Genomic DNA, 24,836 nt, shown 5'->3' on the forward strand with positions numbered 1-24,836 from the left:
TTAATGAAAAAGCATATTCATATTTTAGGTATTTGTGGCACTTTTATGGGCGGTATTGCGATTATTGGCCGTGAATTAGGTTATAAAGTCACAGGTTCAGATACTAATGTTTATCCACCAATGAGTACTTTTTTAGAGAAGAGTGGTATTGAGATTATTCCTAATTATGATGTGGCACAACTTGATCCAAAGCCAGATATGGTCATTATCGGCAATGCAATGAGCCGTGGAAATCCTTGTGTAGAGTATGTGTTAAATAATCAGTTGAATTTTACTTCAGCACCTCAATGGTTGCACGATCATTTATTAAAAGATCGTTGGGTTTTAGCAGTGTCAGGCACGCACGGTAAAACGACCACAACAGGTATGTTAACGTGGATTTTAGACAAAAATGGCATTGATACAGGCTTTTTAGTCGGTGGAATTGCAGGAAATTTTGGGATTTCAGCTCGATTGGGATCAAGCAAGTTTTTTGTGATTGAAGCCGATGAATATGACAGTGCTTTTTTTGATAAACGATCTAAATTTGTGCATTACAATCCCAAAACTTTAATTGTGAATAATTTGGAGTTTGATCACGCGGATATTTTTGATGATCTAAAAGCCATTCAACGCCAATTTCATCATCTTGTTAGAGCAATGCCACAAAATGGCGTGATTTTATCTCACAAAGAGGAACAAAATGTCCAGCAAATGTTGGGTATGGGCAATTACAGTGAATTGCAATTTGTGGGCAAAGAGCAAGAATGGTATGCCGAGCCATTAAATCAAGATTATTCCCATTTTGCGGTTTACCACAAACAACAGAAACAAGGTGAAGTGCAGTGGAATGTGGTGGGTAAACATAATATGCACAATGGGTTGATGGCGATTGCGAGTAGTTATCATACAGGTGTTAGTGTGGCTGACGCCTGTAATGCGTTGAGTTCATTTGTGAATGCCAATCGTCGTTTAGAAGTAAAAGGACAAATAAATGGCGTTACTCTTTATGATGATTTTGCTCACCATCCAACAGCAATTAAAGCAACTATTGAGGCATTGCGAGGGAAAGTCGGCAAAGAGCAACGTATTTTAGCCGTATTAGAACCACGTTCAAATACAATGAAAATGGGGGTACATAAAAATGAAATTGCCCCAGCACTTACCGATGCCGATCAGGTATTTATTTTGCAACCTGATAATATAGATTGGCACGTTGAACAAATCACAAAAAATCTCACTCAGCCTGCACAATGGAGTGAAAATTTAGATGAACTGGTACAAATGATTACCACACAAACAAAACCAACGGATCATATTTTAGTAATGAGTAATGGTGCTTTTGGTGGAATTCATAACAAGCTGTTAGAGAAGTTGAAATAATGGCTTTAGTGATAATTGGATTAAAAATAGAATTTGATGATTTGCAAATTTAATTCCTTACGTAGCGACAGGGCATGCCCTGTCGATACAATATATTTATACATCAATGAGTTATGTGAGAAGTTGATAAAATATAGCGGTTACATCTAGTTCAAAATTTGCGATTTTTATACTTGCTATTTCTTAATAGTATCTACATAATAATTGTTAATTCCTGAAATTAATAAGTAAAAGTTTACGATTGTTTTCCCCGGTTTTAAAGAGATTGAGACCTCAATTTGGTAGATGTTTTTGAAATCTTGAATTTGTAGAAATACATGCCCTGTTTCTACAATATATTATTCTTCAATGGTATATTTTTTGCGAATAGGTTTAATCTAACGATTGTCAATGCTACTTAACCCTATTAACTACCATCAAAAACAATCCTTCCCTTTCCTTAACTCAATAAACTCCTCTAACGAATTAGCTATCAAAAAAGGATTAATTTCTTTTTCTAAGGCAATAGAAGAGGGGAGTGTTGGTTTGTTTTGAGAGCGTAGTTTTTCAACTTGCTGTTTATATTGTTGTACGGTTTGATTATTAGGTTGAACACTTTCCACAAATTGAAGATTGCTATAAGTATATTCGTGAGCAGGGTAGATTTTTACATTATCGGCTAATAATCGAAAGCGTTGCAGAGTGTTAAATTGTGCAACATAATCCCCTGTAAATACACGTCCACAACCTGCTGAAAACAGTGAGTCACCACAGAAAAGGTATTTTTCATCAACCAGATAGCTAATATGTTGTGCTGTATGTCCTGCACTGTCAATCACTTGAATATTATAACCTAAGCATTCAAAATGTTGATTATGTTCGACAATTTGAGTGGTAAATTGAGAAAGTTCTGCAGAACCATAAACAGTTAAATGAGGGTAATGCTCCACTAATTCTGCAACCCCTCCAGTATGATCAGCGTGATTGTGTGTTAATAATATAGCGGTAGGTTGTAACTGATTTTTTGCAAAAAAATCTAATAAAGTGACCGCTTGTGAGGGATCGATGATGATTACTTTATCCGCTTTTTGAATTAACCAAATATAATTATCGGATAATACAGGAATAGGGGTCACTTTCATTTTATTTTCCTAGTCGTCTTTTTTTAAGAAAAGAGCAGCTGCACCACGTGAACCACCCGAGTCACCGTGAATTGCTTTTTTAATCACAGGCACTTTTGCAGAACGCATTAAATAAGGCGGTAATGCTTTTGGTAGAGCTTCATAAATATAATCAAAATTAGATAAACCACCACCAAAAACAATCATATCAGGATCTAACACCGTAATCAGATTGCTAATACAAATTGCCATTAATTTTACATATTTTTCAACAAATCGTACCGCTTGTGGTTGTTGATTATAAAAGTTTTCGATAATGGTTTTGGCGGATAAGCCCTCACCCTCTAACTCGTTATACAACATTTCAAAACCACGTCCTGAAATATAAGTATCTAAACACGCTTTATTGCCACAGCCACAATCAAAAATAGGAGCGTTATCCCAACCTAATAATTGTAGAGCGTGATAATTTAATTGTTGATGACCCACCTCTCCAGCCATACCAATTCTGCCTGAATGCACTTTGCCATCAAAAATCAAACCGCCGCCAAAACCAGTGCCGATAATTAAGCCTAATACTGTAGAATATTGTTGATTTTCTTTATCCCACGCTTCTGAAAGAGCAAAGCAGTTGGCATCATTTTCGGCTTTTACTTCACGATCTAAACATTTACTGAGATCTTTTAAAATAGGTTTATTATCTGCTACTCGAATATTGGTAATTTCAGCAATACCTGTTTCGTGATTGACAAATCCCGGTAAACCTAATCCAACCATTCCTTTAGTATTGAATTTTTTATCTGCGTTAAGCACAAGGGTTTTAATGGTATCTAACCAATCTTCATAGCTAGTTTGAGGAGTGGGTGTGCGTTCAGAATAGAGTTTATCAAGTTGCTCATTAAATACAGCAAGCTCAATTTTTGTACCGCCAATATCTAATCCGTAATAATAGGTCATTCTTAATTCTCCTTGTTAATATTTTTATGGAGGAATTATATAAGAAATTATCTAAAAATAGTGAAAAAAATATTTACGCAAACGTTTGCGTTAGATATAATTTACACGATTCTTTACTTTATCTCACACTTTTTAAGGAAAATTTATGAACAGTAAATTATTTTATGCGATTGAAGACAAACCACCTATAGGGTTGAGTTTATTACTGGCTTTGCAGCATTTACTTGCCGCTATTGGTGGAATTGTTGCAGTTCCTTTGGTTATCGGTAATGTACTGAAATTATCGACGGAAGATACTATTGTATTAGTGAATGCAGCCTTATTGGTTTCTGGTATTGTTACTATCATACAATGTCGAGGAATAGGACACATTGGCATACGTTTACCCGCTGTAATGGGAACAAGTTTTACTTTTGTGGCGGCAGCATTAGCGATTGGCTTTAGTGATGCGGGTGTGGGTGGGATTTTAGGTTCATCACTTGTTGCTTCTTTAGTAATGATCATTGGTAGTTTCTTTATGCCACATATTCGTAAATTATTTCCACCTGTGGTAACGGGGACAGTCGTAATGATGATTGGACTTAGCTTAATTCCAGTTGCCGTAGATTGGTTTGCTGGTGCTCAAGTCGGTGATCCTAATTACGCTGAACCCAAAAACTTGATGATGGCAACCTTTGTATTAGTTATTGTTGTGACATTGGTGCAATGGGGACGAGGTATTTTTTCTGCAGCAGCCATTGTGATTGGTATGATGATTGGCTATATTACGGCTCTCTGTTTAGGTTGGGTGGATTTTTCAGGTGTGAAATCAGCCCCACTTTTTTCTATTCCCCAGCCTCTTCATTTTGGATTATCTTTCCCTCTTTCAGGGATAATTGGAATGAGCATTGCCTATTTGGTGACTATTGTGGAGTCCAGTGGTAACTTTCTTGCACTGGGTGAAGCCACCAAAACAGAGGTGACACCACAGCAATTTAAACAAGGTATTTTGGCAGAAGGATTAGGGTCTGCGTTAGCCGCCATTATGTCTACCACACCTTTTTCAACCTTTTCACAAAATATCGGTTTAATCACCTTAACAGGGGTTGCCAGTCGTTATGTTGTGGCATTAACAGGCGTATTGTTAGTATTAGCAGGACTTTTCCCTGTATTTGGTGCGTTAATTGTTTCTATTCCTCTTCCTGTATTAGGTGGGGCGGGAATTATTATGTTTGCAATGATTATTGCTGCAGGTATTCAAATGCTTAACAATGTAGAACGCACTAGCCGTAATGGTTTAATTATTGCGATTGCTATTGGTGGCGGATTAGCGGTTACCACTCGACCAGAGTTATTGGGTAAATTACCTGCATTCTTTAAAGAAATTTTTGGTTCTGGTATTACCGTAGGCGCAGTATTAGCACTTTCACTCAATTTAATTCTTCCTAAAGAAAAAGAAGAATAAAAGATGATTTTATTAAGAATTCACTCATTTATTAAATTACAGTTTTGAGAATAAGGGTTTTTTCAGTATAATCCGTAAGATATTTTTTATTTTTAGGATAACTTACAATGATTGAAAAAATGCACGAGAAAACAAATAGTTTTGCATTTAAAGCTATTTTTGCGTTTGTCGCACTCTCTTTTGTATTAGGGGGTGTGGGTGGCTCTTTAATGTACAGTAAAGATGATTATGTGGCGAAAGTAAATGGTGAATCTATTTCACAACGCACTTTTACTTATACTAAAAATCGTCAGCAAAGTATTCAAAGTGATAAATTAGGCGCAAAATTCTGGGATTTATTAGATACGCCTGAATATGCAGCTCAGTTTAATCAACAAGTTCTCAATGGGTTGATAGATGATGAATTATTAAAACAATATATAAAAACCTTAGATTTAGGGGTAAGTGCTGAGCAGATTAAACAGCAAATTGTGAATACGCCTGATTTTCAACAAGACGGTAAATTTAATAACGAATTTTATCAAAATGTATTAAGAAACAATAATATATCGCCAGATTATTATGCCTCTATGGTAGCAGGGGATATATTAAATGGACAGGTGCAACAAGGTATTTTAGACTCTCAATTTAGTGTTCCTGCTCAGAATACATTATTGGCAAAATTATTATTGCAGCAACGTACTATTAGAACCGCTGTGTTGCCACTTGCAAAAGAAGTGGAAAAACAGACAGTATCTGAAACTGAATTACAAAACTACTATAATGAACATAAGGCACAGTTTGTAGAGCCTGAAAGAATGCAAGTTGAAATTGTTACTGTTACACCAGAGGATCTTGCTGATGCTAGTTCAATTACCGATCAAGATGTAGAAGATTATTATCAACAAAATCGAGATAAATTTATCACTAAAGGTGAAACGCATTTAGCTCACATTCAAATGGCAACTAAAGAGAAAGCAGCAGAAGTTGAAACAAAATTAAATGCGGGTGAAGATTTTTCTGTTTTAGCAAAAGAGTATTCAAAAGATATGATCTCAGCTCAAAATGGAGGCGATTTAGGTTGGGCTAAAGCAGGGACATTCCCTGAAATTTTTGAACAGGTAGCCAATATTCTTGAAGCTGGAAAAGTAAGTAAGCCAGTAGAAATTAACGGAAATTATCATATTATCAAAGTATTGGAACGTAAACCTGATGTAGCAATGACACTTGAGCAAGCCACACCAACAATTAAGCAAACGTTGATTAAAACAACCAGTTTGGCAAATTATGGAAAAGTGACCAATGAAATGGCGAATAAAGCATTTGAATCACCAGATTCATTAACGGATGTGGCACAAGTGGCTAATGCAAAAGTACAAACGACACAAGAATTTTCACAAAATGCCATCCCTGAATTATTAAGCAATCCTAAAATTCAATCTGCTTTGATGAAAGGCGATTTCCGTCGTAGTCGTCAGGTGTCGGAAGCGATTGATTTAACTGATGGGAATAATGCAAAAACAGCCTTTATTCGAGTTATTAACTATAAAGAAGCTCGTCCACAAACATTTGAAGAAGCAAAAGAAACGGTGCAAAACTTAATTAAAGCGAAAAAAGCACAGCAAGTGTTAGCTGAAAATTCAAAAGCGATTGTGAAAGGGTTAAATGAAGGACAAGCCGTTGATGTCAGTTTTAGTGAGCCTCAAACACTGGTTTATATCCAAAATTTAATGCAACAACCAACACTAACAAAAGATGTATTTGCAATGCCAAAACCAGTAGATAAAACGACTTATCAAGTTACAATGGATCGAATGGGCAATGCGGTTATTATTGCATTAGATAAAGTGACAGAGGGTAAAGAAGAGGGCTTTAAGGCATTTGAAATGGTACTTTCTCAATCTGATCAACTTCAATTACGTGATGAAATGTTAAGTGATTTACGTAACCGAGCAACGATCGAATATAATGACGCATTTTTAAGACAACAAGAACCTTAACGTTCTCGATAATAACATTCAAGCGGTATGATCTTTTAATAAATTTGCAAAAAATTAAATAGATCATACCGCTTTGTTTATTGTTATTTATTTTACTGCAATCATTGAACCAAAATTAAAACACTGAAACCATAACTCAATATTATTAAATCCAGCTTGCTGAAGACGTGCTTTATGGGTTTTTATGGTGTCTGTTCGCATAACGTTTTCTAACGCAGTACGTTTTTGACTAATTTCTAGTTCGCTGTAGCCATTGGCTCGTTTAAAGCTATGGTGTAAATCAATCAGCAATTCATTCATCGATGAATTTTCAAATCTAAATTTTTCTGAAAGTACTAATACGCCATTTGGATTTAATCCTTGATAAATTTTAGTGAGTAATAGTAAACGATCTTCTGGTGGTAAAAATTGCAAAGTGAAATTTAATATTACCATTGAGGCATTTTTAATTTCAATATTACGAATGTCATCACATAAAATTTCAACGGGGATTATTGAGTGAAAAGTGTTGAGATGGCTACGACAACGTTCTACCATTGCAGGTGAGTTATCGACCCCAATAATATTGACATTGTTATATTTTAGATTACGACGAATAGCTAAAATAGCCGCCCCACGAGAGCAACCTAAATCGTAAATAGTTGAATTTTCTGTGACAAGGCGTTCTGCAAGCATTCCGATAGCAGTAATAATATTAGAATAACCTGGGACAGAACGTTGAATCATATCTGGAAAGACTTCTGCAACAGATTCATCAAAAGTAAAATCCCCTAATTTATTGATAGGGGCTGAAAATAAAGTATCTTTAGACATAAAATTTGTTAGTTAAAAGTTGAAAAATGGCAATGTGAATAATTACTTACTAGAAAAGTTATACTTTTTTTGAACTTTTTAAAATTGACAAAGTCTGAGTAAGTGCTAAATGCTTTTACTGAAGTGAGTAGTTTTTTCATAATTTCCTTAGTAGATTAAGTTACCCCGATATCACATTGATATCGGGGTTTTTCTTTAGTTTAATACTTAGAGGTTTAATACTTAGAAATTAAAAACCTGCACCCATAAACATAAACGTAGCGATCATTAGCATTTGACCTATTTCTCGATCTGACATTTCCCGATCATTGAGTTTCACTTTGCCATTATCAATGGCTAGTTTCATTTTGATATTTTTATCATCTACGACAAAAAAGTCACTTTCTTTAGCTTGAGAGGTTATATTCCCAATTTTTATATCAGCCAACTGCTTTGCATCTTGTTTTGTTTCACCATTCAGCAATTCTGATTGTTCAATCATTAGATGAGTTGCAGGGATACTGAATTTCATATCCAATAATGATTGACTCAGTGTATTGATAACATCATTTTCTGATTGTATTAAATCAGGATCAAATGGTTTTACATTTAAATCCAATTTAATATCACTTTTTCCTTGTTTATTTTTCAATGAAAGATCATTAATTTTTAATGATGAACCTTTTGAGATCGCTTCAAGAAATAACTTTGTGGCATAATCCGAATTTTCAGGATCATCATACATTTTTTCTATGGCATTATTCCACATTTTAGCGTCTCCAACAAAATCTGCATTTAGCTTCATTTCACCAAAATTTTGTGTTATTTCATTTTTGGTCATTGAAATATCTGTTTTCATTTTAGTGTTGCTTGAGTAAGATACTTTATCAAGATAACCTTTTCCTTCCATTTCAAGATTATTCATAGCAAATTTATTTTTATTATCTCCAACATAAAACTTTTCAACATTAAAAACATAATCTCCCAATCCTAAATATGGGTATTCACTTTTCTCTGAGGTGAATTTATATTCCATATTTTTAGCCGCAAATTTTACGTTTACTCCATTGAAAAATGCAACAGAGTCAAGTGCTAAATTCACATCTCCAATGCCATTTTTATCTGTATCAAATTCTGCTTCCACTTCTGATATTTCAAAGTTTCCGTCAGTTGATTTAGCCGCATTCGTTTTTGCACTACCGTTTAAATTAGTGTTGTAATCAATATCAATATTAGTCGTAAGCACTACACCATCTTTAAATACCGATTTGAGGGAATCTGGGCTATATAAAATGCCTTCATCACTTGCCATAACCGGCAATAATTTACCTTTGATTAAACGGTTTAGTGGGAAAGGACCGTGATGAAGTGTGTCGGCACCTTTAAAGATATAGTTTTCACCATCATAATTTTTAACGACTAAGTTATAATTGATATCAGAGCTAAAGAAACCACGTTCGATTTTGACGTCTTTATACTCGGCATTAACGCCGTATGCTTTAAGTACTTTAAGTTCTTTATTGGCAAGATTAACGAGTTCACCATAACGAGCTTCAACTTGTTTTCCTGTATACCACGCACCGCCTATTTGTGCGATACCAACTACCACAACTAATGAGAGGGCAATTTTTGATAATTTCATTGTTTTATCCTTTATAAATAGAGTTGTTGAATTAAGCGAATATTTTGTTTTAGATAACCTTGACTTTTTAAGTAGTCTTTCAGTTGTTGCCAATTCAAAATACCTATATTACTTAACGTAATAAATTGTTCTAATAATATCGCATTTTCAGTAGGAAGAATACGAATAATGTCTGCTAAATTTTGTTCAAATTGATATTTTTCTGCTTTTGTCATTGTTGAGCTATCACAAGCGGTAAGATCATTTACTTTTTTTGCAATTTTTTCAGGACGTCCTACAAAATATCCCCTTTCTGCTTTACTTAATGCGCTAAAATACATTCCATCAAGAATGGGTAGATAATTTAGAAATTGCATTAAATCACCTAATTCACCGTTTTTAAGCTCTAATTCAATTTCACAAATAGGATCTTCTCCCCATTTATTTTTTACCCAACCTTGATCTAAAACGATTTCAATTTCAGCGTTTTGATATTGAACCAGCCAACAGGTACGAGTGACATCAGTACTAAATACTTTTTCAAGGGAGTGATGAATATCTTCAACATCAGAAAATTGCAAATTAAAGTGATCATCTAACCGCTTAAAATCAGGTTTATCATTGGGTAAATCCATATTGTATTCAGGACGAATATGTAGCCCTCCTACAATTTCTCCTTTGGTTTTTAACGTCATTTCACAGTGCTGATTGACTTTACGTACTCGTAATCCCATTTTTTGATTAGCAAAAAACAGCGAAGGGGTATCGTAGTAAGTGTTGATTAATTCATCTGTTTGTTGTTTAAGAATGGGTTGGGTTACTAACCATTTTTTTATTGCCTCAATATTATGAGGCTCAAGCATCATTTTTAATTCAATTTCGTTTTGCATTTTTTATTCTTTATTTAGGTAGTGATTTACGGTATGTTTAATTTTGTCTATTTACACAAAGTTAAATAATCATAATGGTATGGTAACAGTGTTGTTGAGAAAAGGTTTAGTTAAAATTAAAATAGCGTGTCGTAAGATGTTGTAAAATACTTACAACATCTGACCGCTATTATTTCTTATTTAAATAGATTACTTAACGTAGATTTTGCTAAAGATTCAAGATCCAAATTATTGGTATCTAATTCACCATTAGGGCTTAATTTATCAACAACTTGTGGTAAATATTGAGAAAGTAAATTTGGCACTTCATTTTCATCAACACCCGCTTGTTGTGCAACATTGCGAAGTTCATCTTCACCGATGACCTCTTTAATTTGTTGTGATGAAACCTCTTGATTTTCACCTGTACCAATCCAAGATGAAACTACATCACCTAAACCACCTTGCTGTAATTTTCCCATTAACCCTTCAACACCACCTTGTGATGAAAGCAGTGATTGCAGTAGTTGTGGAATTGCTTGATTTTGTTTATTCCCACCAATTAGAGATGAGACCACTGAACTTAAAATACCTTTTAACATAAATTCTCCTTAGTTAAAATAGATAGAAATTAAAATAGCCTTGGGTATCTACTTACTTCAGGCGTTTATGTGTGAATATCCAAGAGTGCCTTTTTACTTTAACATAATGATAATAATTGCTCAAGGCGTGTTATTTAGGCAGTATGGATAAAATTTGTCTCACTTTTTCTAAATCCTCTTGTGTGTCAACACCAACTTCAGGGGCTTGTTTAGCAACATCTAAATGGATTTTTTCACCATACCATAAGGCACGTAATTGCTCCAAAGATTCCAATTGTTCCAGTTGAGTAGGTTGCCAATTTACATATTGTTTAATAAACCCAGCTCTATAGGCGTAAATACCAATATGGCGTAAGTAATTTTGCTGTGCCACAAAATCATCATCACAATTGGAAAAATGATCACGAGCGTAAGGAATAGATGCACGTGAAAAATAGAGTGCAAAGCCATTTTTGTCAGCTAAGGTTTTCACAACATTGGGATTAAATAACTCTTCTTTTGTGGTTAATTTAACGGCTAACGTTGCCATATTCACCTTTGATTTTACTAAGTTTTCAGCAATCTGATTGATAATCACAGGGGGAATTAAAGGCTCATCGCCTTGTACATTAACGATAACCTCATCATCAGCAATTGCCATTTTCTCAATAACTTCTGCTAAACGCTCTGTCCCTGAATTATGTTTTTCCGAGGTTAAGCAAACTTCTGCACCAAAGCTCTCAGCAACCTGTAAAATCTCGTTATGATCCGTAGCAATAATGACACGACTTGCTCCAGCTTGAATTGCTTGTTGCCACGTGTGTTGGATCATCGGTTTACCGCAAATATCAAGCAATGGTTTACGAGGTAAACGGGTAGAGGAATAACGTGCAGGAATAATAACAGTAAATTTCATTTTAACATTCCTCTAATGATTGACCACTTTCTGGCAGTAACACGATAATGCCATTTTCGATTGGATAAGCCACGTTTTGCTCTTTGCAAATTAAACGGTTATTGGTTTTATCCCACTCTAATTTTGCATTACAGTTTGGGCAGGCAAGGTTATTGAGTAATTTTTCATTCATCATTTTTTCCTAACTTTTTTAAAATTGGATTAAGTAATTGTTTTGTTGATGTTGGTGTAAAAGTTGCATCAATTGGCACGAAAAACCAGTTATCTTGTGCGAAATGACGACATTTTACGGCATCTTTTTCTGTCATTAATAAAATTTGATCTTGATTTGCAAGGGGAAGTAGTTGTTCTTTTGAGTAAGGCTGATGATCGGCAAAACTGTGACAAGCGGTCACATTAAAACCTAAATTTGCAAGCATATTAAAAAAACGAGGCGGATAGCCAATACCTGCCATTGCGACAATCTGTTGTGATTTAAGATCACTTAGTGCTATTTTCTGATTAGTTTTTACATTAATCGTATAGTCTGCTTGCAAGGTCATTTGATGTTCATTTGGTAAAGCCTTTCCACCATTACAAATTAATGCATTAACACGTTTTAAGCGACTGGGAAGTTCGCGTAAACCACCGGCAGGCAATACAAAACCGTTACCAAAACGACGCTCACCATCAATCACCACCCATTCAAAATCCCGTTGTAATTTATAATGTTGTAAGCCGTCATCAGCAATAATTAAATCTAATGAATAATTTTTCAATAATAATTCAATACTTTGTTGGCGGTTGGGTGATATTGCAAGAGGAACCTGAGTACGTTGCACAATTAATACTGGTTCATCACCCATTTGCTCAGCGGAACTTTCAGGGGTAACGAGTTGTGGAAAGTCTTTTGTGTTCGCCCCATAACCACGAGAAATAACACCAACTCGAATGCCTTTTTGTTGTAATTGTTCTACTAACCAAATCACTAATGGTGTTTTTCCGTTTCCACCTACGCTAATATTCCCCACAATTAAAACGAGAACAGGCGAGCGGTAAGATGTTAAGAGATTTTTGCAAAAAAGCCAATGGCGTAGACGACTAATTAGGTAAAAGAGCAGTGATAAGGGGGATAAAATCCACGTAATAGTAGAACGATTTTGCCAGATTTTCATTTTATAAATTTTAAATTGATGGGTGGATGACGCTGTAGAGACGTAGCATACTACATCTCTACAAATTCGCACATTGATGATTAATCAATTTTCGGCTTATCGCCTTTTTCAACACAATTTTTACCAACAGTCACCTTAGATTTATTCTCTAAAGATGGTAATTCATACATTGTTTCAAGCAATAATTCTTCTACAATCGAGCGTAATCCCCTTGCCCCTGTTTTACGATCCATCGCTTTTTTAGCGATAGCAAGCAGAGCATCACGAGTAAATTTAAGCGCCACATTTTCCATTTTAAATAGAGCTTGATATTGTTTAATGACTGCATTTTTAGGTTCTGTTAAGATCTGTACTAGTGCCTTTTCATCTAACTCTTCCAAAGGTGTAACCACAGGTAAACGACCAATTAACTCTGGAATTAAACCAAATTTAACTAAATCTTCAGGCTCAACTTGTTTAAATAATTCAGTGAGAGCTTGGCGATCTTTATCTTTTTTCAATTCAGCTTTAAAACCAATGCCCCCTTTTTTATTTGCTCGTTGTTCGATAATTTTATCTAAACCAGCAAATGCTCCGCCACAAATAAACAGGATTTTCGAGGTATCCACAGGAATGGTTTCTTTTTGTGGGTGCTTGCGTCCACCTTGAGGGTTAATACTTGCGACTGTACCTTCAATCAATTTAAGTAACGCTTGTTGTACACCTTCACCTGATACATCACGTGTTAATGACGGATTTTCAGATTTACGGGTGATTTTATCAATTTCATCAATAAAAATAATCCCACGTTCTGCTTGTTCTACGTCATAGTCACTACTCATTAATAATTTTTGAATGACATTTTCGACATCTTCACCGACATAACCTGCTTGAGTCAGTGTAGTTGCATCAGCAACAGCAAAAGGTACATTTAAATGACGAGCCATTGTTTCAGCAAGTAATGTCTTACCACAACCAGTTGGACCAATGAATAGGATATTACTTTTACCAAGCTCTACACCATCAGTTTCTTTATTATCACTTAATGCATTGCGTAAACGTTTATAGTGATTATAAACTGCAACAGAAAGTACTTTCTTAGCGTGTTCTTGTCCGATAACATAATCATCTAAATGTTGATGTATTTCTTTTGGTGTAGGAATATTTTCAAAAAAACTTTGTTCTTTTACTTTTTCATTTATTTCATCCTGTGAAAAAGATCCTTGAGAATTGACTACTGCATAAGCATCTTCAACACATTCAATACAAATAAAACTTTCAGTGCCTTCAATTAGCCCTTCAACTTCATTTTTTTGTTTACCACAAAAGCTACAATGTGGCATTTTTTCAAAATCAGACATTATTTACTCCCTCGAGAGTGGACGACTTCATCAACTAAACCATATTTTTGAGCTGCTTCTGCTGACATAAAATTATCACGATCAGTATCTTGTTCAATAACAGACAGCGGTTGTCCTGTATGTTCACTTAAACGCTCATTTAAGGTTTGTTTAATTTTTAAAATTTCTTGAGCGTGGATTTGAATATCAGAAGCCTGTCCTCTAAAGCCCCCTAAAGGCTGATGGATCATCACACGAGCGTGAGGTAACGCAAAACGTTTGCCTTTTTTTCCTGCTGAAAGTAAAAAAGCACCCATTGAACAAGCTTGACCAATACACACAGTGCTAACATCAGGTTTGATAAAGTTCATTGTATCAAAAATTGCCATACCAGCAGTAACAGAACCACCTGGTGAATTAATATAAATACTGATATCTTTTTCAGGATCTTCTGACTCTAAAAATAATAATTGAGCGACAATCAAATTTGCCATATTGTCTTCAACTTCACCGCTTAAGAAAATAATGCGTTCTTTTAGTAAGCGAGAATAAATATCAAAGGCTCTTTCGCCTTTTGACGTTTGCTCTACCACTGTTGGAATAAGAGCATTGTTAGGAATTATCATATTTTTTTCCTTTTTATAAATTGATAAAAACAGCTCATTTTACCAGACTTTAATAAGGAATAAAAACGAGTTATGTAATTTTTAAAGAGAGTGAGTTATAGATTGTCATTCTTTCCAAATAAAGAAATAATAAGTGATTTCTTAATCATTTATATTTTAATAGATGATCTTTAGTATTACTTCAAGTAAAATGTGTCTGTATTTTAAATAAAAATGAATTTTTTAACCTCTATGGAGACGTTCTTATGGCTATGAATAATATTCTTGGATTATTCGCTGAATCCCCCCTTAAACCCCTTCAGAAACACTCAACGAAAGTAACAGAGTGTTGTGAATTATTAGTTCCTTTTTTTGAACAAACCTTTAAAGAAGATTGGGATAATGCGGAAGATTATCGCGCTCAGATAGGATTACTTGAACATCAAGCAGATGATTTAAAAAAAGAAATTCGCTTAAAACTTCCTCGAGGATTGTTTATGCCAATTGAACGTACTGATTTATTAGAGCTTGTTACACAACAAGATAAATTGGCTAATTTTACTAAGGATATTGCAGGGCGTGTAATTGGTCGTCAATTACTAATACCTAAACAGATTCAAGAAGATTTTAACTACTTTGTTAAGCGTAGTATTGATGCCGTTCATCAAGCTCATAAGGTTATTCACGAAATGGATGAATTACTTGAAACAGGCTTTCGAGGGAGAGAATTGAATTTTGTTAATAAAATGATTTTAGAGTTAGATACCATTGAAGACGACACAGATCAATTACAACGAGTTCTACGTAAAGAATTATTACAGATTGAATCACAATTAAATCCGATTGATGTGATGTTCCTATATAAAATTATTGAGTGGGTTGGTGTGTTAGCTGATCAGGCTCAACGTGTTGGTTCTCGAATTGAACTAATGTTAGCTAAATCATAGCTCGGAGGAAGTAATGGAATTAATTCAACAATATGGTCATATATTAATTATTATTACCGCTATTTTTGGTTTTTTTATGGCGTTTGGAATTGGGGCTAATGATGTTTCTAATGCAATGGGAACGTCTGTTGGTTCAGGTGTTTTAACTATTAAACAAACCATTTTTATTGCAATTATTTTTGAATTTGCAGGTGCTTATCTTGCAGGAGGAGAGGTTACACAAACGATTAAAGGCGGGATTATTGATGTTAGTTTATATGCTGATATGCCTGATGTATTAGTACTTGGGATGATGGCATCGCTATTTGCTTCAGGAACTTGGCTTTTAATTGCATCTCGTATGGGATGGCCAGTTTCAACTACTCATTCTATTATTGGTGCAATTATTGGTTTTGGTTGTGTTACAGCTGGAACAGAATCGGTTGAATGGAGTAAAATCTTAGGAATTGTCGGTAGTTGGTTTGTTACTCCTTTTGTTGCTGGTGTTGTCGCTTATATTGTTTTTTCTAGTACACAACGTTTAATTTTTGATACATCAAAACCTGTTGAGAATGCTAAAAAATATGGTCCTTATTATATGGGATTAACTGCATTTGTATTGTGTGTGGTCACAATGAAAAAAGGATTAAAGCATATTGGATTACATTTAGAATGGTCAGAGGTTTTCCTTATTTCCTTAATTATTGCAATTATTTCAACAATTGCTTGTCATTTTTATTTTAAAAAATCCGCTTTTGATAAAATAGATGATGGTAGTTTTGAAAGTGTGGAAAAAGTATTTGGCATTTTGATGGTCATTACCGCTTGTGCAATGGCATTTGCTCACGGTTCAAATGATGTTGCTAACGCAATAGGACCTTTATCTGCGGTAGCTTCTATTGTGGAAACAGGTGGTCAAGTTGCGGGTAAAACAGCCCTTGCTCCTTGGATTTTACCTCTTGGTGGTGCTGGAATTGTAGTGGGGTTAGTTGTATTAGGTTATAAAGTAATGGGAACCATTGGAACAGGTATTACCGAATTAACGCCAAGTCGTGGTTTTGCAGCACAATTTTCCTGTGCGACTACTGTGGTTATTGCCTCAGGAACAGGATTACCAATTTCAACCACTCAAACCCTAGTAGGGGCAATTTTAGGAGTTGGTTTTGCTCGAGGAATTGCAGCATTAAACTTAAATGTAATTAGAAATATTGTTGCTTCTTGGGTTATTACCTTACCTGCAGGTGCGTTTATTTCGATTATTATTTATCATATTTTAAATACTATTTTTCGTTAGGATATAAACAACAAAAGAAAGTGCTTAGCACTTTCTTTTTTACATAAAGGAATAAAACAATGCGTTTACGAATTATACCATTTATTTTAATATTATTAGGAACTCTACTACCTTTGTCTGGGCAGGCAGAAAATTTTTATTACGTTACCGATGCTCTAAGTGAATATGTAAGAAAAGGTGCGGGGAATGATTATAAAATTGCAGGAACGGTAAAAGCGGGTGAAAAAGTGATTGTTCTGGAAAGAAAAAATAATTACTCACTTATTCAAGATACAAAAAATCGTCAGGTTTGGATCTTAAATAATAAGTTAACCACAGAACCACCGTCAAAACAAAAAATTCCTGTTTTAGAAAGACAAATTGAGGAATTAACATTAAAACTGAATAAGATAGAAAGTGATTGGCAACATCGAACAGGAGAAATCCGCCGTCGATTAACTCAAGCAGAACAACAAAGTAGAACGCTGTTAGACATAAATGCACAATTAAAACGAGAAGTCAGCATCTTAAAGAATAAAAATAAAGAGCTTGAGATTATGCAAGATGTTGAACAGCGTGAAATAATGATCAAATGGTTTATGTACGGAGGCACAGTATTAGGAATCGGTTTACTGTTAGGGCTCTTAATTCCATTTATTTTGCCAAGAAAAAAACAAAATAATGGATGGAGTTAACGGTGGCGACCTATATCGTAGGAGATTTACACGGCTGTTTCGATGAATTAACACAATTACTACAACAAGTAAGTTTTGATGTTAATAAAGATGAATTATGGCTAACTGGCGATCTTATTGCTCGGGGAGACAAATCGTTAGAGTGTTTGCGTTTCGTTAAATCTCTCGGGGACAAAGCAACTACGGTATTAGGTAACCACGACTTGCATTTACTTGCCACTAATCTTGGTATAAAAAAAGTCAATGCAAGGGATAAATTAGATACATTATTGATGGCAGAAGATAAAGAAGAATTACTCGAATGGCTTCGCCATCAGCCTCTATTTGTCCAACATCCTAAATATGGTTTTTTATTAAGTCACGCAGGGATTAGCCCTGAATGGGATCTAAAAACAACCCAACAATGTGCGAAAGAAGTAGAAACTCTATTGCAAAGTGAGGATTATCAATATTTATTGCAAAATATGTATGATAACTCACCGCTTGCTTGGAATGAAAATTTATCAGGAATGGAACGCTATCGTTATATTATTAACGCATTCACTCGAATGCGTTTTTGTAATGAAAAAAAACAATTAGATTTTCAATGTAAACTTTCACCTCAAGATGCACCACCCACATTGAAACCGTGGTTTTTATTGGATAATCCTCTTTATAAACAACATAATATTCTATTTGGGCATTGGGCGGCGTTACTTGGTTATAGTACTCCTCCTCATATTTACTCACTAGATACAGGTTGTGTTTGGGGGCATCATTTAACGATGATCTGTTGGGAAACTCAACAAATATTTACTCAACCGCATTTAAATAAAATTACTTAATTATTCATTTAAAATGTGCAAAAAGATCAAATTATCCTACCGCTATGCTTTGTTAAAGACACATCTTCATAAGCGGTCGTAGATATCTACATAATTGCAAAAAATTGTCAGAATGTGACCGCTATCTCTAAATCAATATAATTCAGTATGTTGCTCTTTATAATTATGATAATATTTAGTTACCGAGTTTTGTTTTAGAAAATTATTAAAAATAAAAATGTCAAACGAATTAGATACCCAAATTAGCCAAATTATTGCATCAGAATTAACGGTGCAACCAAAGCAGATTTTATCTGCAATGAACTTATTAGACGAAGGAAATACGATTCCTTTTATTGCTCGTTATCGTAAAGAAGTGACGGGCGGACTTGATGATACGCAATTACGCCACTTTGAAACACGTTTGATTTATTTACGAGAATTGAACGATCGCCGTCAAACCATTTTAAAATCGATTGAAGAACAGGGTAAACTTGATGACGATTTACGCCATAAAATTGAAAATACCCAAAGCAAAACAGAATTAGAAGATCTTTACTTACCTTATAAACCAAAACGCCGAACTCGTGGGCAAATTGCGATTGAAAATGGACTTGAACCATTAGCCACAACACTTTGGGACGAGCCAAATCAAACACCTGAAAGCCTTGCAGAAACTTATCTGAATGATGAAGTGAAAGATGTGAAATCAGCCTTAGATGGTGCAAGATATATCTTAATGGAACGTTTTGCCGAAGACGCTCAACTACTGGCTAAATTACGTCATCATCTCACCCAAAATGCGACCCTTGAAGCAAAAGTGATTGATGGAAAAGAAGTTGAAGGGGCAAAATTCCGTGATTATTTTAACTATTCTGAACAGTTTAAAAAAATTCCTTCTCATCGTGCCTTAGCCATTTTACGTGGGCGAAATGAAGGCATTTTAAATGTCTCTTTAAATGCCGATCCTGAACAAGATGACGCAATCCGTACCAGTTATTGTGAAGAGATTATTCGTGATCATTTAGGAGTACAATTTAATGGTTTAGCCTCGGATACGTGGCGTAAACAAGTGATTGCGTGGACGTGGAAAATTAAAACATCATTGCATCTAGAAACAGAATTGATGACGACCTTGCGAGAAAAAGCCGAAGAAGAGGCGATTGATGTTTTTGCTCGAAATCTTACCGCTTTATTGATGGCGGCACCTGCTGGGGCAAGAAATACAATGGGGCTTGATCCAGGTTTACGAACAGGGGTGAAAGTTGCTGTGGTGGATAATACGGGTAAATTATTAGCAACGGATACTATTTATCCGCATACAGGTCAGGCAGATAAAGCGGCTCACAGCATTTATACCTTAGGCAAAAAATACAATGTGGATTTGATTGCGATTGGTAATGGTACGGCATCTCGTGAAACAGAACGTTTTGTGGCAGAAACCCATAAAAAATATAGCGATTGGAAAGCTCAAACCGTTGTGGTTAGCGAGGCTGGGGCATCGGTTTACTCTGCCTCTGAATTTGCCGCTCAAGAATTTCCTGAGTTAGATGTTTCATTGCGTGGGGCGGTGTCTATTGCTCGCCGTTTGCAAGATCCGTTAGCGGAATTAGTGAAAATTGAACCAAAAGCGATCGGCGTGGGGCAATATCAACACGATGTCAACCAAACGCAATTAGCCCGTAAATTAAATGCGGTGGTGGAAGATTGTGTGAATGCGGTAGGTGTGGATATTAACACGGCGTCTGCACCACTTTTAACCTGTGTGGCGGGTATGAATAAAACCCTTGCACAAAATATTGTGGCATACCGTGATGAAAATGGACGTTTTACGGCTCGTAGTCAGCTTAAAAAAGTGGCTCGTTTAGGACCAAAAGCCTTTGAGCAATGTGCAGGATTTATGCGAATTTTAGACGGAAAGAACCCGCTTGATCGTTCAAGTGTCCATCCTGAAGCGTATCCTGTGGTAGAAAAAATCTTGCAAGCAACGGAATTAAGTTTAAGCGACTTAATGGGCAATAGCACACGCATTCATCAGCTGAATGCATCACAATTTGTGGACGATAAATTCGGATTGCCAACAGTAAGCGATATTTTCAAAGAGCTTGAGAAACCAGGGCGTGATCCTCGAGGCGAGTTTAAAACAGCGACCTTTATGGATGGGGTGGAAGAAATTAAAGATCTTGTTGAAGGAATGATCTTAGAAGGTACGGTAACCAACGTAACGAACTTCGGTGCGTTTGTGGATGTGGGCGTACACCAAGACGGTTTAGTGCATATTTCAATGTTAGCAAATACTTTTGTGGACGATCCTCACAAAGTGGTTAAGACGGGCGATATTGTTAAAGTTAAAGTCTTAGACGTGGATATTGCACGTAAACGTATTGCCTTAACAATGCGATTAGATGAAAAATCTGCCCCTAAAAAAGATCAAAATAGAGATGAACAAGCGCCAAGAAGCAGAACAACAGCAAATAATCCAAAATTTGCAAAAAATTCACAAAAAACAACCGCTACAAATTCAGCAATGGCAGATGCTTTTGCGAAGTTAAAGAGAAGATAAATGAAATTATATCACGGTAGTAATATTGAAGTGGCAGAACCAAAGTTGCTTACTAATCAAAGATTACTTGATTTTGGTTCAGGCTTTTATTTGACTTCAAGTTTACAACAAGCAACTCTTATTTGAGATAATAAAATGACAGATAAAGATTTTGTAAGATTTCTTGATTATTATGATAGAGAAGTGATTTCACTTATTGTTGAAAAATATGGCTTTGGTGAGATGGAAGCACTGCGTGATTTTATTCAATCTGAAACCTATCAAATGCTTGCAGATACTGAACTGAAAATGTGGAATTTCTCTCCAAAAATTATTTTTGATTTATGGGAATGTGAAAAAATAACTGGTAATCCTAGACATTCTATTTATATCAAAGGAGCATAAAATGAAAAAAGAAATGCAATTTTTTATTTATTTGCTAGAACATTATGCACATTATAAAAGGACAACCGCAACGGAAATATTACATACTTGGGATAGATTAGCACTGACGGATTTTATTTATGATATGTATGAAATGTATCACAGTGAGCGATTAGAAAATGCCTTTGAAGATATTGATAATTTAGTTGCCAAAAAGGATCAAAATGTTAGCAAATAAACTTGGTATCACAGATATTTTAGAATTAGCAAAAGCCGAAGAAAAGCAAACTAAAATAAAAGCTCTGGCACTTTTTGAAGAAAAGGTATTAGACACTTTTGAAGTGGGAACTTTTCAAGGCTTGTGTCAAATTCATCATTATTTATTTAATGATATTTATGATTTTGCAGGGAAAATGCGAGAGGTCAATATTGCAAAAGGCAATTTTCGCTTTGCACCTGTGATGTATCTTGAACCTGCTTTAAAAAGTATTGACAAAATGCCACAAAGTAATTTCAATGAAATTTTTGAAAAATATGTTGAGATGAATGTGGCACACCCTTTTAGAGAGGGGAATGGACGTAGTACTCGAATTTGGCTTGATACGATTTTAAAGAAAGAATTAAAGCAGGTGATTGATTGGAGTAAGGTAAATAAAGAGGATTATTTATTGGCGATGGAACGTAGCCCAGTGAAAGATCTCGAAATTAAATTTCTACTTCAACAAGCATTAACGGATAAAATTAACGATCGTGAAGTTTATATGAAAGGAATTGATGCAAGTTACCACTATGAAGGTTACAGTGTCTTTAAAACTAAAGATCTTAAAAATTATTAAGATTTTTATTACTATGATTTTTTAATCAGGAGAACCAAAAATGAAAAACAAGTTAGCAATTTCATTCTTATTTAGTGCATTAACCGCAGGGTTTATCGGTGTAGCAAATGCAACCGATAAAGATGCAGGTGTGGAATTAACCGTATTACATACTAATGATCATCACGGTCATTTTTGGCGTAATAAACACGGTGAATACGGTATGGCAGCTCGCAAGACTTTGATTGACAGTATTAGAAAAGAAGTGGCAGATCAAGGTGGGTATAGTCTATTGCTTTCTGGTGGAGATATTAATACTGGTGTTCCTGAGTCTGATATGCAAAATGCAGAACCAGATTTTAAAGGAATGACAAAACTCGGTTATGATGCAATGGCATTAGGTAATCACGAGTTTGATAATCCATTAAGTGTGTTAAAACAGCAACAAGAATGGGTAAACTTTCCTTTCTTAGGTGCAAATATTTATGATAAGAAAACGGGTGAACGTGTATTTAAACCTTATCAAATCTTCACTAAAGGTGGGGTAAAAATTGCGGTAATTGGTTTAACGACTGAAGATACTATGAAAATAGGTAATCCTGAGTATATTTCAGGTTTAGAATTCCGTAATCCTGTTGAAACAGTAAAACAATTAGTCCCTGAAATCAAAAAAACAGAAAACCCTGATTTAATTTTTGCGGTCACTCATATGGGGCATTATCAAAATGCAAATTACGGTATTAATGCACCAGGTGATGTAACTTTAGCTCGTTCATTACCTGAAGGTTATTTAGATATGATTATTGGTGGACACTCACAAAATCCTGTGTGTATGGAACCAAATCTAGAAACTTACGATCCAAACTTTAAACCAGGCAAAGATTGTCGTCCTGATAGACAAAATGGGACTTGGATTGTGCAAGCGCACGAATGGGGTAAATATGTAGGGCGTGCAGATTTCAATTTTAAAGAGGGTAAATTAGTACTCAATGAGTACAAACTGATTCCTGTGAACTTGAAGAAAAAAGTAAAAATTGATGGTAAAAAAGTACGTCAATTAGTGGCGGATGAAATCAAAGAAGATCAAGAAATGTTAAGTTTCCTCACTCCATATCAAGAAAAAGGGGAAAAAGCACTGAATGTAAAAATTGGTCAAAGTGATGCAAAATTAATTGGAGATAGAGATATTGTTAGAACACAGCAAACTAATTTAGGGCGTTTAATTGCAACCGCTCAAAAAGAAAAAGTACAGGCTGATGTAGGTATTATGAATTCTGGTGGTGTGCGTGATTCTATTGAAGCAGGTGATATTACTTATAAAGATGTGTTAAAAGTGCAACCTTTTGCAAATACGGTAGTAAAAGCAAATATGAAAGGGGCAGAACTTAAAAAATATCTTGAAGTTATTGCCGTACCTAAAGCCGTTGGTGCAGGGGCATATCCTCAATTTTCTGGCATTTCAATGACGGTTAAAAATGATGGAATACATAATGTAAAAATTAACGGGGAAGCATTAGATAATGATAAAGTTTATACCTTTACCGTTCCAAGTTTTAATGCTGCTGGTGGAGATGGTTATCCAAAATTAACAGACTTCATTAATACAGGTTTTGTAGATGCGGAAGTATTAAAAAGCTATATTCAATCACACTCTCCATTAAAAGTGGCAGATTATGAACCCAAAAATGAAGTAGTATTTGAAAATCAATAATTTGATTACAGCCTCCTTTTGGGAGGCTGTTTTGTATTTTTAGGAGAAGTTTATGCTATTTAATTTACCTCAAAATGCGTTAATAATTATGGGATTAGTAGTTATTTTCCTACTTATCGCTTCTTTTATTACCACCAAGAAAATTAACCAAAATCCAGAGAAAGATTACACCGAACTTAAGCAAAGAGTGATTTCGTGGTGGTATATGATTGGTATTCTGTTTATCTGTTTTAGTTTAGGTTTTACCACAACTATTGTCTTATTTGCGGTGATTAGTTTCTTAGCATTAAAAGAATTTTTCTCCATTGTGCCATTAAGATTAATTGATCGCCGTGTGATATTTTGGGTCTATTTAACCATTCCGATTCAATATTATTTTATTGCAATAAAATGGCACACAATGTCATTAATTTTTATTCCTGTTTATCTATTCTTATTTATTCCAATTCGCCTTGTGTTACTCGGTGAAGTAAAGGGCTTTATTCGCTCCGTAGGGATATTACAATGGGGAGCAATGCTCACCATTTTCTGTATTGGTCATTTGGCAATGTTAGTCGGATTACCAGCAACACACCCCAATGCAGGAGGATTAGGTTTAGTGTTATTTATTCTTTTATTAACACAATTTAATGATGTAATGCAGTATGTGTGGGGAAAATCCTTTGGTAAGCATAAAATCATCCCTAAAGTCAGCCCAAATAAAACGTGGGAAGGTTTTTTAGGCGGGATATTATCGACCTCTATATTAGCCTCACTATTAGGAATGATATTAACCCCAATGCCAATTTGGTTAAGTTTTATCGCAGGGATTGTGATTGCTGTAGCAGGATTCTTAGGTGATGTTGTAATGTCATCGGTTAAACGAGATTTATCGATTAAAGATTGCAGTACCTTAATTCCGGGTCACGGCGGTATTTTGGATCGAATGGATAGTTTGACCTTTTCAGCCCCGTTATTTTTCCATTTTTACTATTATCTGTTTGTGTGA

General features: G+C 35.0%; 25 protein-coding genes. 14 read left to right on the forward strand and 11 right to left on the reverse strand.

Annotated elements, in window-relative coordinates; translation table 11 throughout:
• Nucleotides 1-45 precede the first annotated feature (45 nt).
• Entirely contained in the window at nt 46-1,362 is a 1,317-nt protein-coding gene (gene mpl / locus U9966_RS03840; protein WP_322631729.1) for a UDP-N-acetylmuramate:L-alanyl-gamma-D-glutamyl-meso-diaminopimelate ligase, read from the forward strand.
• A 416-nt stretch (nt 1,363-1,778) separates the two neighbouring features.
• On the opposite strand, the gene gloB is transcribed toward mpl, so the two are convergent.
• Together gloB and nagK are read right to left on the reverse strand one after the other, a co-directional pair.
• Nucleotides 1,779-2,483, reverse strand: a complete 705-nt coding sequence (gloB, locus tag U9966_RS03845; protein ID WP_306346216.1) for a hydroxyacylglutathione hydrolase — start codon at nt 2,481-2,483, stop codon at nt 1,779-1,781.
• Nucleotides 2,484-2,492: 9 nt separating this feature from the next.
• Nucleotides 2,493-3,419 carry an N-acetylglucosamine kinase gene (nagK, locus tag U9966_RS03850; RefSeq protein ID WP_306346215.1) on the reverse strand — a complete coding sequence of 309 codons (927 nt, stop codon included), beginning with the start codon at nt 3,417-3,419 and terminating at the stop codon, nt 2,493-2,495.
• A gap of 145 nt (nt 3,420-3,564) precedes the next feature.
• Here nagK and U9966_RS03855 point away from each other — a divergent pair, with 145 nt between their 5' ends.
• Together U9966_RS03855 and U9966_RS03860 are read left to right on the forward strand one after the other, a co-directional pair.
• Nucleotides 3,565-4,863, forward strand: a complete 1,299-nt coding sequence (locus tag U9966_RS03855) for a nucleobase:cation symporter-2 family protein (protein WP_306346214.1) — start codon at nt 3,565-3,567, stop codon at nt 4,861-4,863.
• Nucleotides 4,864-4,970: 107 nt separating this feature from the next.
• Entirely contained in the window at nt 4,971-6,842 is a 1,872-nt protein-coding gene (locus U9966_RS03860) for a SurA N-terminal domain-containing protein (protein WP_306346213.1), read from the forward strand.
• Nucleotides 6,843-6,929: 87 nt separating this feature from the next.
• Here the strand turns inward: U9966_RS03860 and cmoA are convergent, their stop codons facing one another.
• The 9 genes from cmoA to clpP form a co-directional block, all read right to left on the reverse strand.
• Nucleotides 6,930-7,655 carry a carboxy-S-adenosyl-L-methionine synthase CmoA gene (cmoA, locus tag U9966_RS03865; protein ID WP_306346212.1) on the reverse strand — a complete coding sequence of 242 codons (726 nt, stop codon included), beginning with the start codon at nt 7,653-7,655 and terminating at the stop codon, nt 6,930-6,932.
• Between the two features lie 229 nt (nt 7,656-7,884).
• Nucleotides 7,885-9,276: a YdgA family protein gene (locus U9966_RS03870; protein WP_306346211.1), complete on the reverse strand. Its 1,392-nt coding sequence runs from the start codon at nt 9,274-9,276 to the stop codon at nt 7,885-7,887.
• Between the two features lie 11 nt (nt 9,277-9,287).
• Nucleotides 9,288-10,145: a CYTH domain-containing protein gene (locus U9966_RS03875; protein ID WP_306346210.1), complete on the reverse strand. Its 858-nt coding sequence runs from the start codon at nt 10,143-10,145 to the stop codon at nt 9,288-9,290.
• 176 nt (nt 10,146-10,321) lie between these two features.
• Complete coding sequence (locus U9966_RS03880; RefSeq protein ID WP_306346209.1) at nt 10,322-10,726, reverse strand: YidB family protein; 405 nt, start codon at nt 10,724-10,726, stop codon at nt 10,322-10,324.
• Nucleotides 10,727-10,856: 130 nt separating this feature from the next.
• Nucleotides 10,857-11,621 carry a 3-deoxy-manno-octulosonate cytidylyltransferase gene (gene kdsB, locus U9966_RS03885; protein WP_306346208.1) on the reverse strand — a complete coding sequence of 255 codons (765 nt, stop codon included), beginning with the start codon at nt 11,619-11,621 and terminating at the stop codon, nt 10,857-10,859.
• 1 nt (nt 11,622) lies between these two features.
• Entirely contained in the window at nt 11,623-11,793 is a 171-nt protein-coding gene (locus U9966_RS03890) for a Trm112 family protein (RefSeq protein WP_306346345.1), read from the reverse strand.
• Complete coding sequence (gene lpxK, locus U9966_RS03895) at nt 11,786-12,775, reverse strand: tetraacyldisaccharide 4'-kinase (protein WP_306346207.1); 990 nt, start codon at nt 12,773-12,775, stop codon at nt 11,786-11,788. The genes U9966_RS03890 and lpxK overlap by 8 nt, the downstream gene beginning before the upstream one ends.
• Nucleotides 12,776-12,855: 80 nt before the next feature.
• Nucleotides 12,856-14,115 (reverse strand): ATP-dependent protease ATP-binding subunit ClpX, encoded by a 1,260-nt coding sequence (clpX, locus tag U9966_RS03900; protein WP_306346206.1) that lies wholly within the window; start codon nt 14,113-14,115, stop codon nt 12,856-12,858.
• Nucleotides 14,115-14,720: an ATP-dependent Clp endopeptidase proteolytic subunit ClpP gene (gene clpP / locus U9966_RS03905; protein WP_211597877.1), complete on the reverse strand. Its 606-nt coding sequence runs from the start codon at nt 14,718-14,720 to the stop codon at nt 14,115-14,117. Before clpP ends, clpX begins: the two co-directional genes overlap by 1 nt.
• 245 nt (nt 14,721-14,965) lie before the next feature.
• On the opposite strand from clpP, the gene U9966_RS03910 reads away from it, so the two are divergent.
• The 11 genes from U9966_RS03910 to U9966_RS03960 all read left to right on the forward strand — a co-directional run bounded on the left by U9966_RS03910 (nt 14,966) and on the right by U9966_RS03960 (nt 24,836).
• A complete protein-coding gene (locus tag U9966_RS03910) occupies nt 14,966-15,646 on the forward strand; it encodes a TIGR00153 family protein (RefSeq protein WP_211597876.1) in 681 nt (226 codons plus the stop codon).
• A gap of 13 nt (nt 15,647-15,659) precedes the next feature.
• Entirely contained in the window at nt 15,660-16,919 is a 1,260-nt protein-coding gene (locus U9966_RS03915) for an inorganic phosphate transporter (RefSeq protein ID WP_306346205.1), read from the forward strand.
• Nucleotides 16,920-16,978: 59 nt separating this feature from the next.
• Nucleotides 16,979-17,593, forward strand: a complete 615-nt coding sequence (locus U9966_RS03920; protein ID WP_306346204.1) for a TIGR04211 family SH3 domain-containing protein — start codon at nt 16,979-16,981, stop codon at nt 17,591-17,593.
• A 2-nt stretch (nt 17,594-17,595) separates the two neighbouring features.
• Nucleotides 17,596-18,417, forward strand: coding sequence for a bis(5'-nucleosyl)-tetraphosphatase (symmetrical) ApaH (gene apaH, locus U9966_RS03925; RefSeq protein ID WP_306346203.1), 822 nt, complete (start codon nt 17,596-17,598; stop codon nt 18,415-18,417).
• A 217-nt stretch (nt 18,418-18,634) separates the two neighbouring features.
• Nucleotides 18,635-20,959 (forward strand): Tex family protein, encoded by a 2,325-nt coding sequence (locus tag U9966_RS03930; RefSeq protein WP_306346202.1) that lies wholly within the window; start codon nt 18,635-18,637, stop codon nt 20,957-20,959.
• Entirely contained in the window at nt 20,960-21,085 is a 126-nt protein-coding gene (locus U9966_RS03935) for a DUF3990 domain-containing protein (RefSeq protein WP_306346201.1), read from the forward strand.
• A 9-nt stretch (nt 21,086-21,094) separates the two neighbouring features.
• Nucleotides 21,095-21,343 (forward strand): hypothetical protein, encoded by a 249-nt coding sequence (locus U9966_RS03940; protein WP_306346200.1) that lies wholly within the window; start codon nt 21,095-21,097, stop codon nt 21,341-21,343.
• A 1-nt stretch (nt 21,344) separates the two neighbouring features.
• Nucleotides 21,345-21,560 (forward strand): DUF3791 domain-containing protein, encoded by a 216-nt coding sequence (locus U9966_RS03945; RefSeq protein WP_306346199.1) that lies wholly within the window; start codon nt 21,345-21,347, stop codon nt 21,558-21,560.
• Nucleotides 21,547-22,158 carry a protein adenylyltransferase Fic gene (fic, locus tag U9966_RS03950; protein WP_306346198.1) on the forward strand — a complete coding sequence of 204 codons (612 nt, stop codon included), beginning with the start codon at nt 21,547-21,549 and terminating at the stop codon, nt 22,156-22,158. The genes U9966_RS03945 and fic overlap by 14 nt, the downstream gene beginning before the upstream one ends.
• A 40-nt stretch (nt 22,159-22,198) precedes the next feature.
• Nucleotides 22,199-23,848 (forward strand): bifunctional UDP-sugar hydrolase/5'-nucleotidase UshA, encoded by a 1,650-nt coding sequence (gene ushA, locus U9966_RS03955; RefSeq protein WP_306346197.1) that lies wholly within the window; start codon nt 22,199-22,201, stop codon nt 23,846-23,848.
• Between the two features lie 52 nt (nt 23,849-23,900).
• The gene (locus U9966_RS03960) at nt 23,901-24,836 is read left to right on the forward strand and encodes a phosphatidate cytidylyltransferase (RefSeq protein WP_306346196.1); all 936 of its coding nucleotides are present in this window, start codon (nt 23,901-23,903) and stop codon (nt 24,834-24,836) included.

It is taken from the genome of Pasteurella atlantica (assembly GCF_963693435.1).
In the GTDB taxonomy this organism is placed as follows: domain Bacteria; phylum Pseudomonadota; class Gammaproteobacteria; order Enterobacterales; family Pasteurellaceae; genus Phocoenobacter; species Phocoenobacter atlanticus.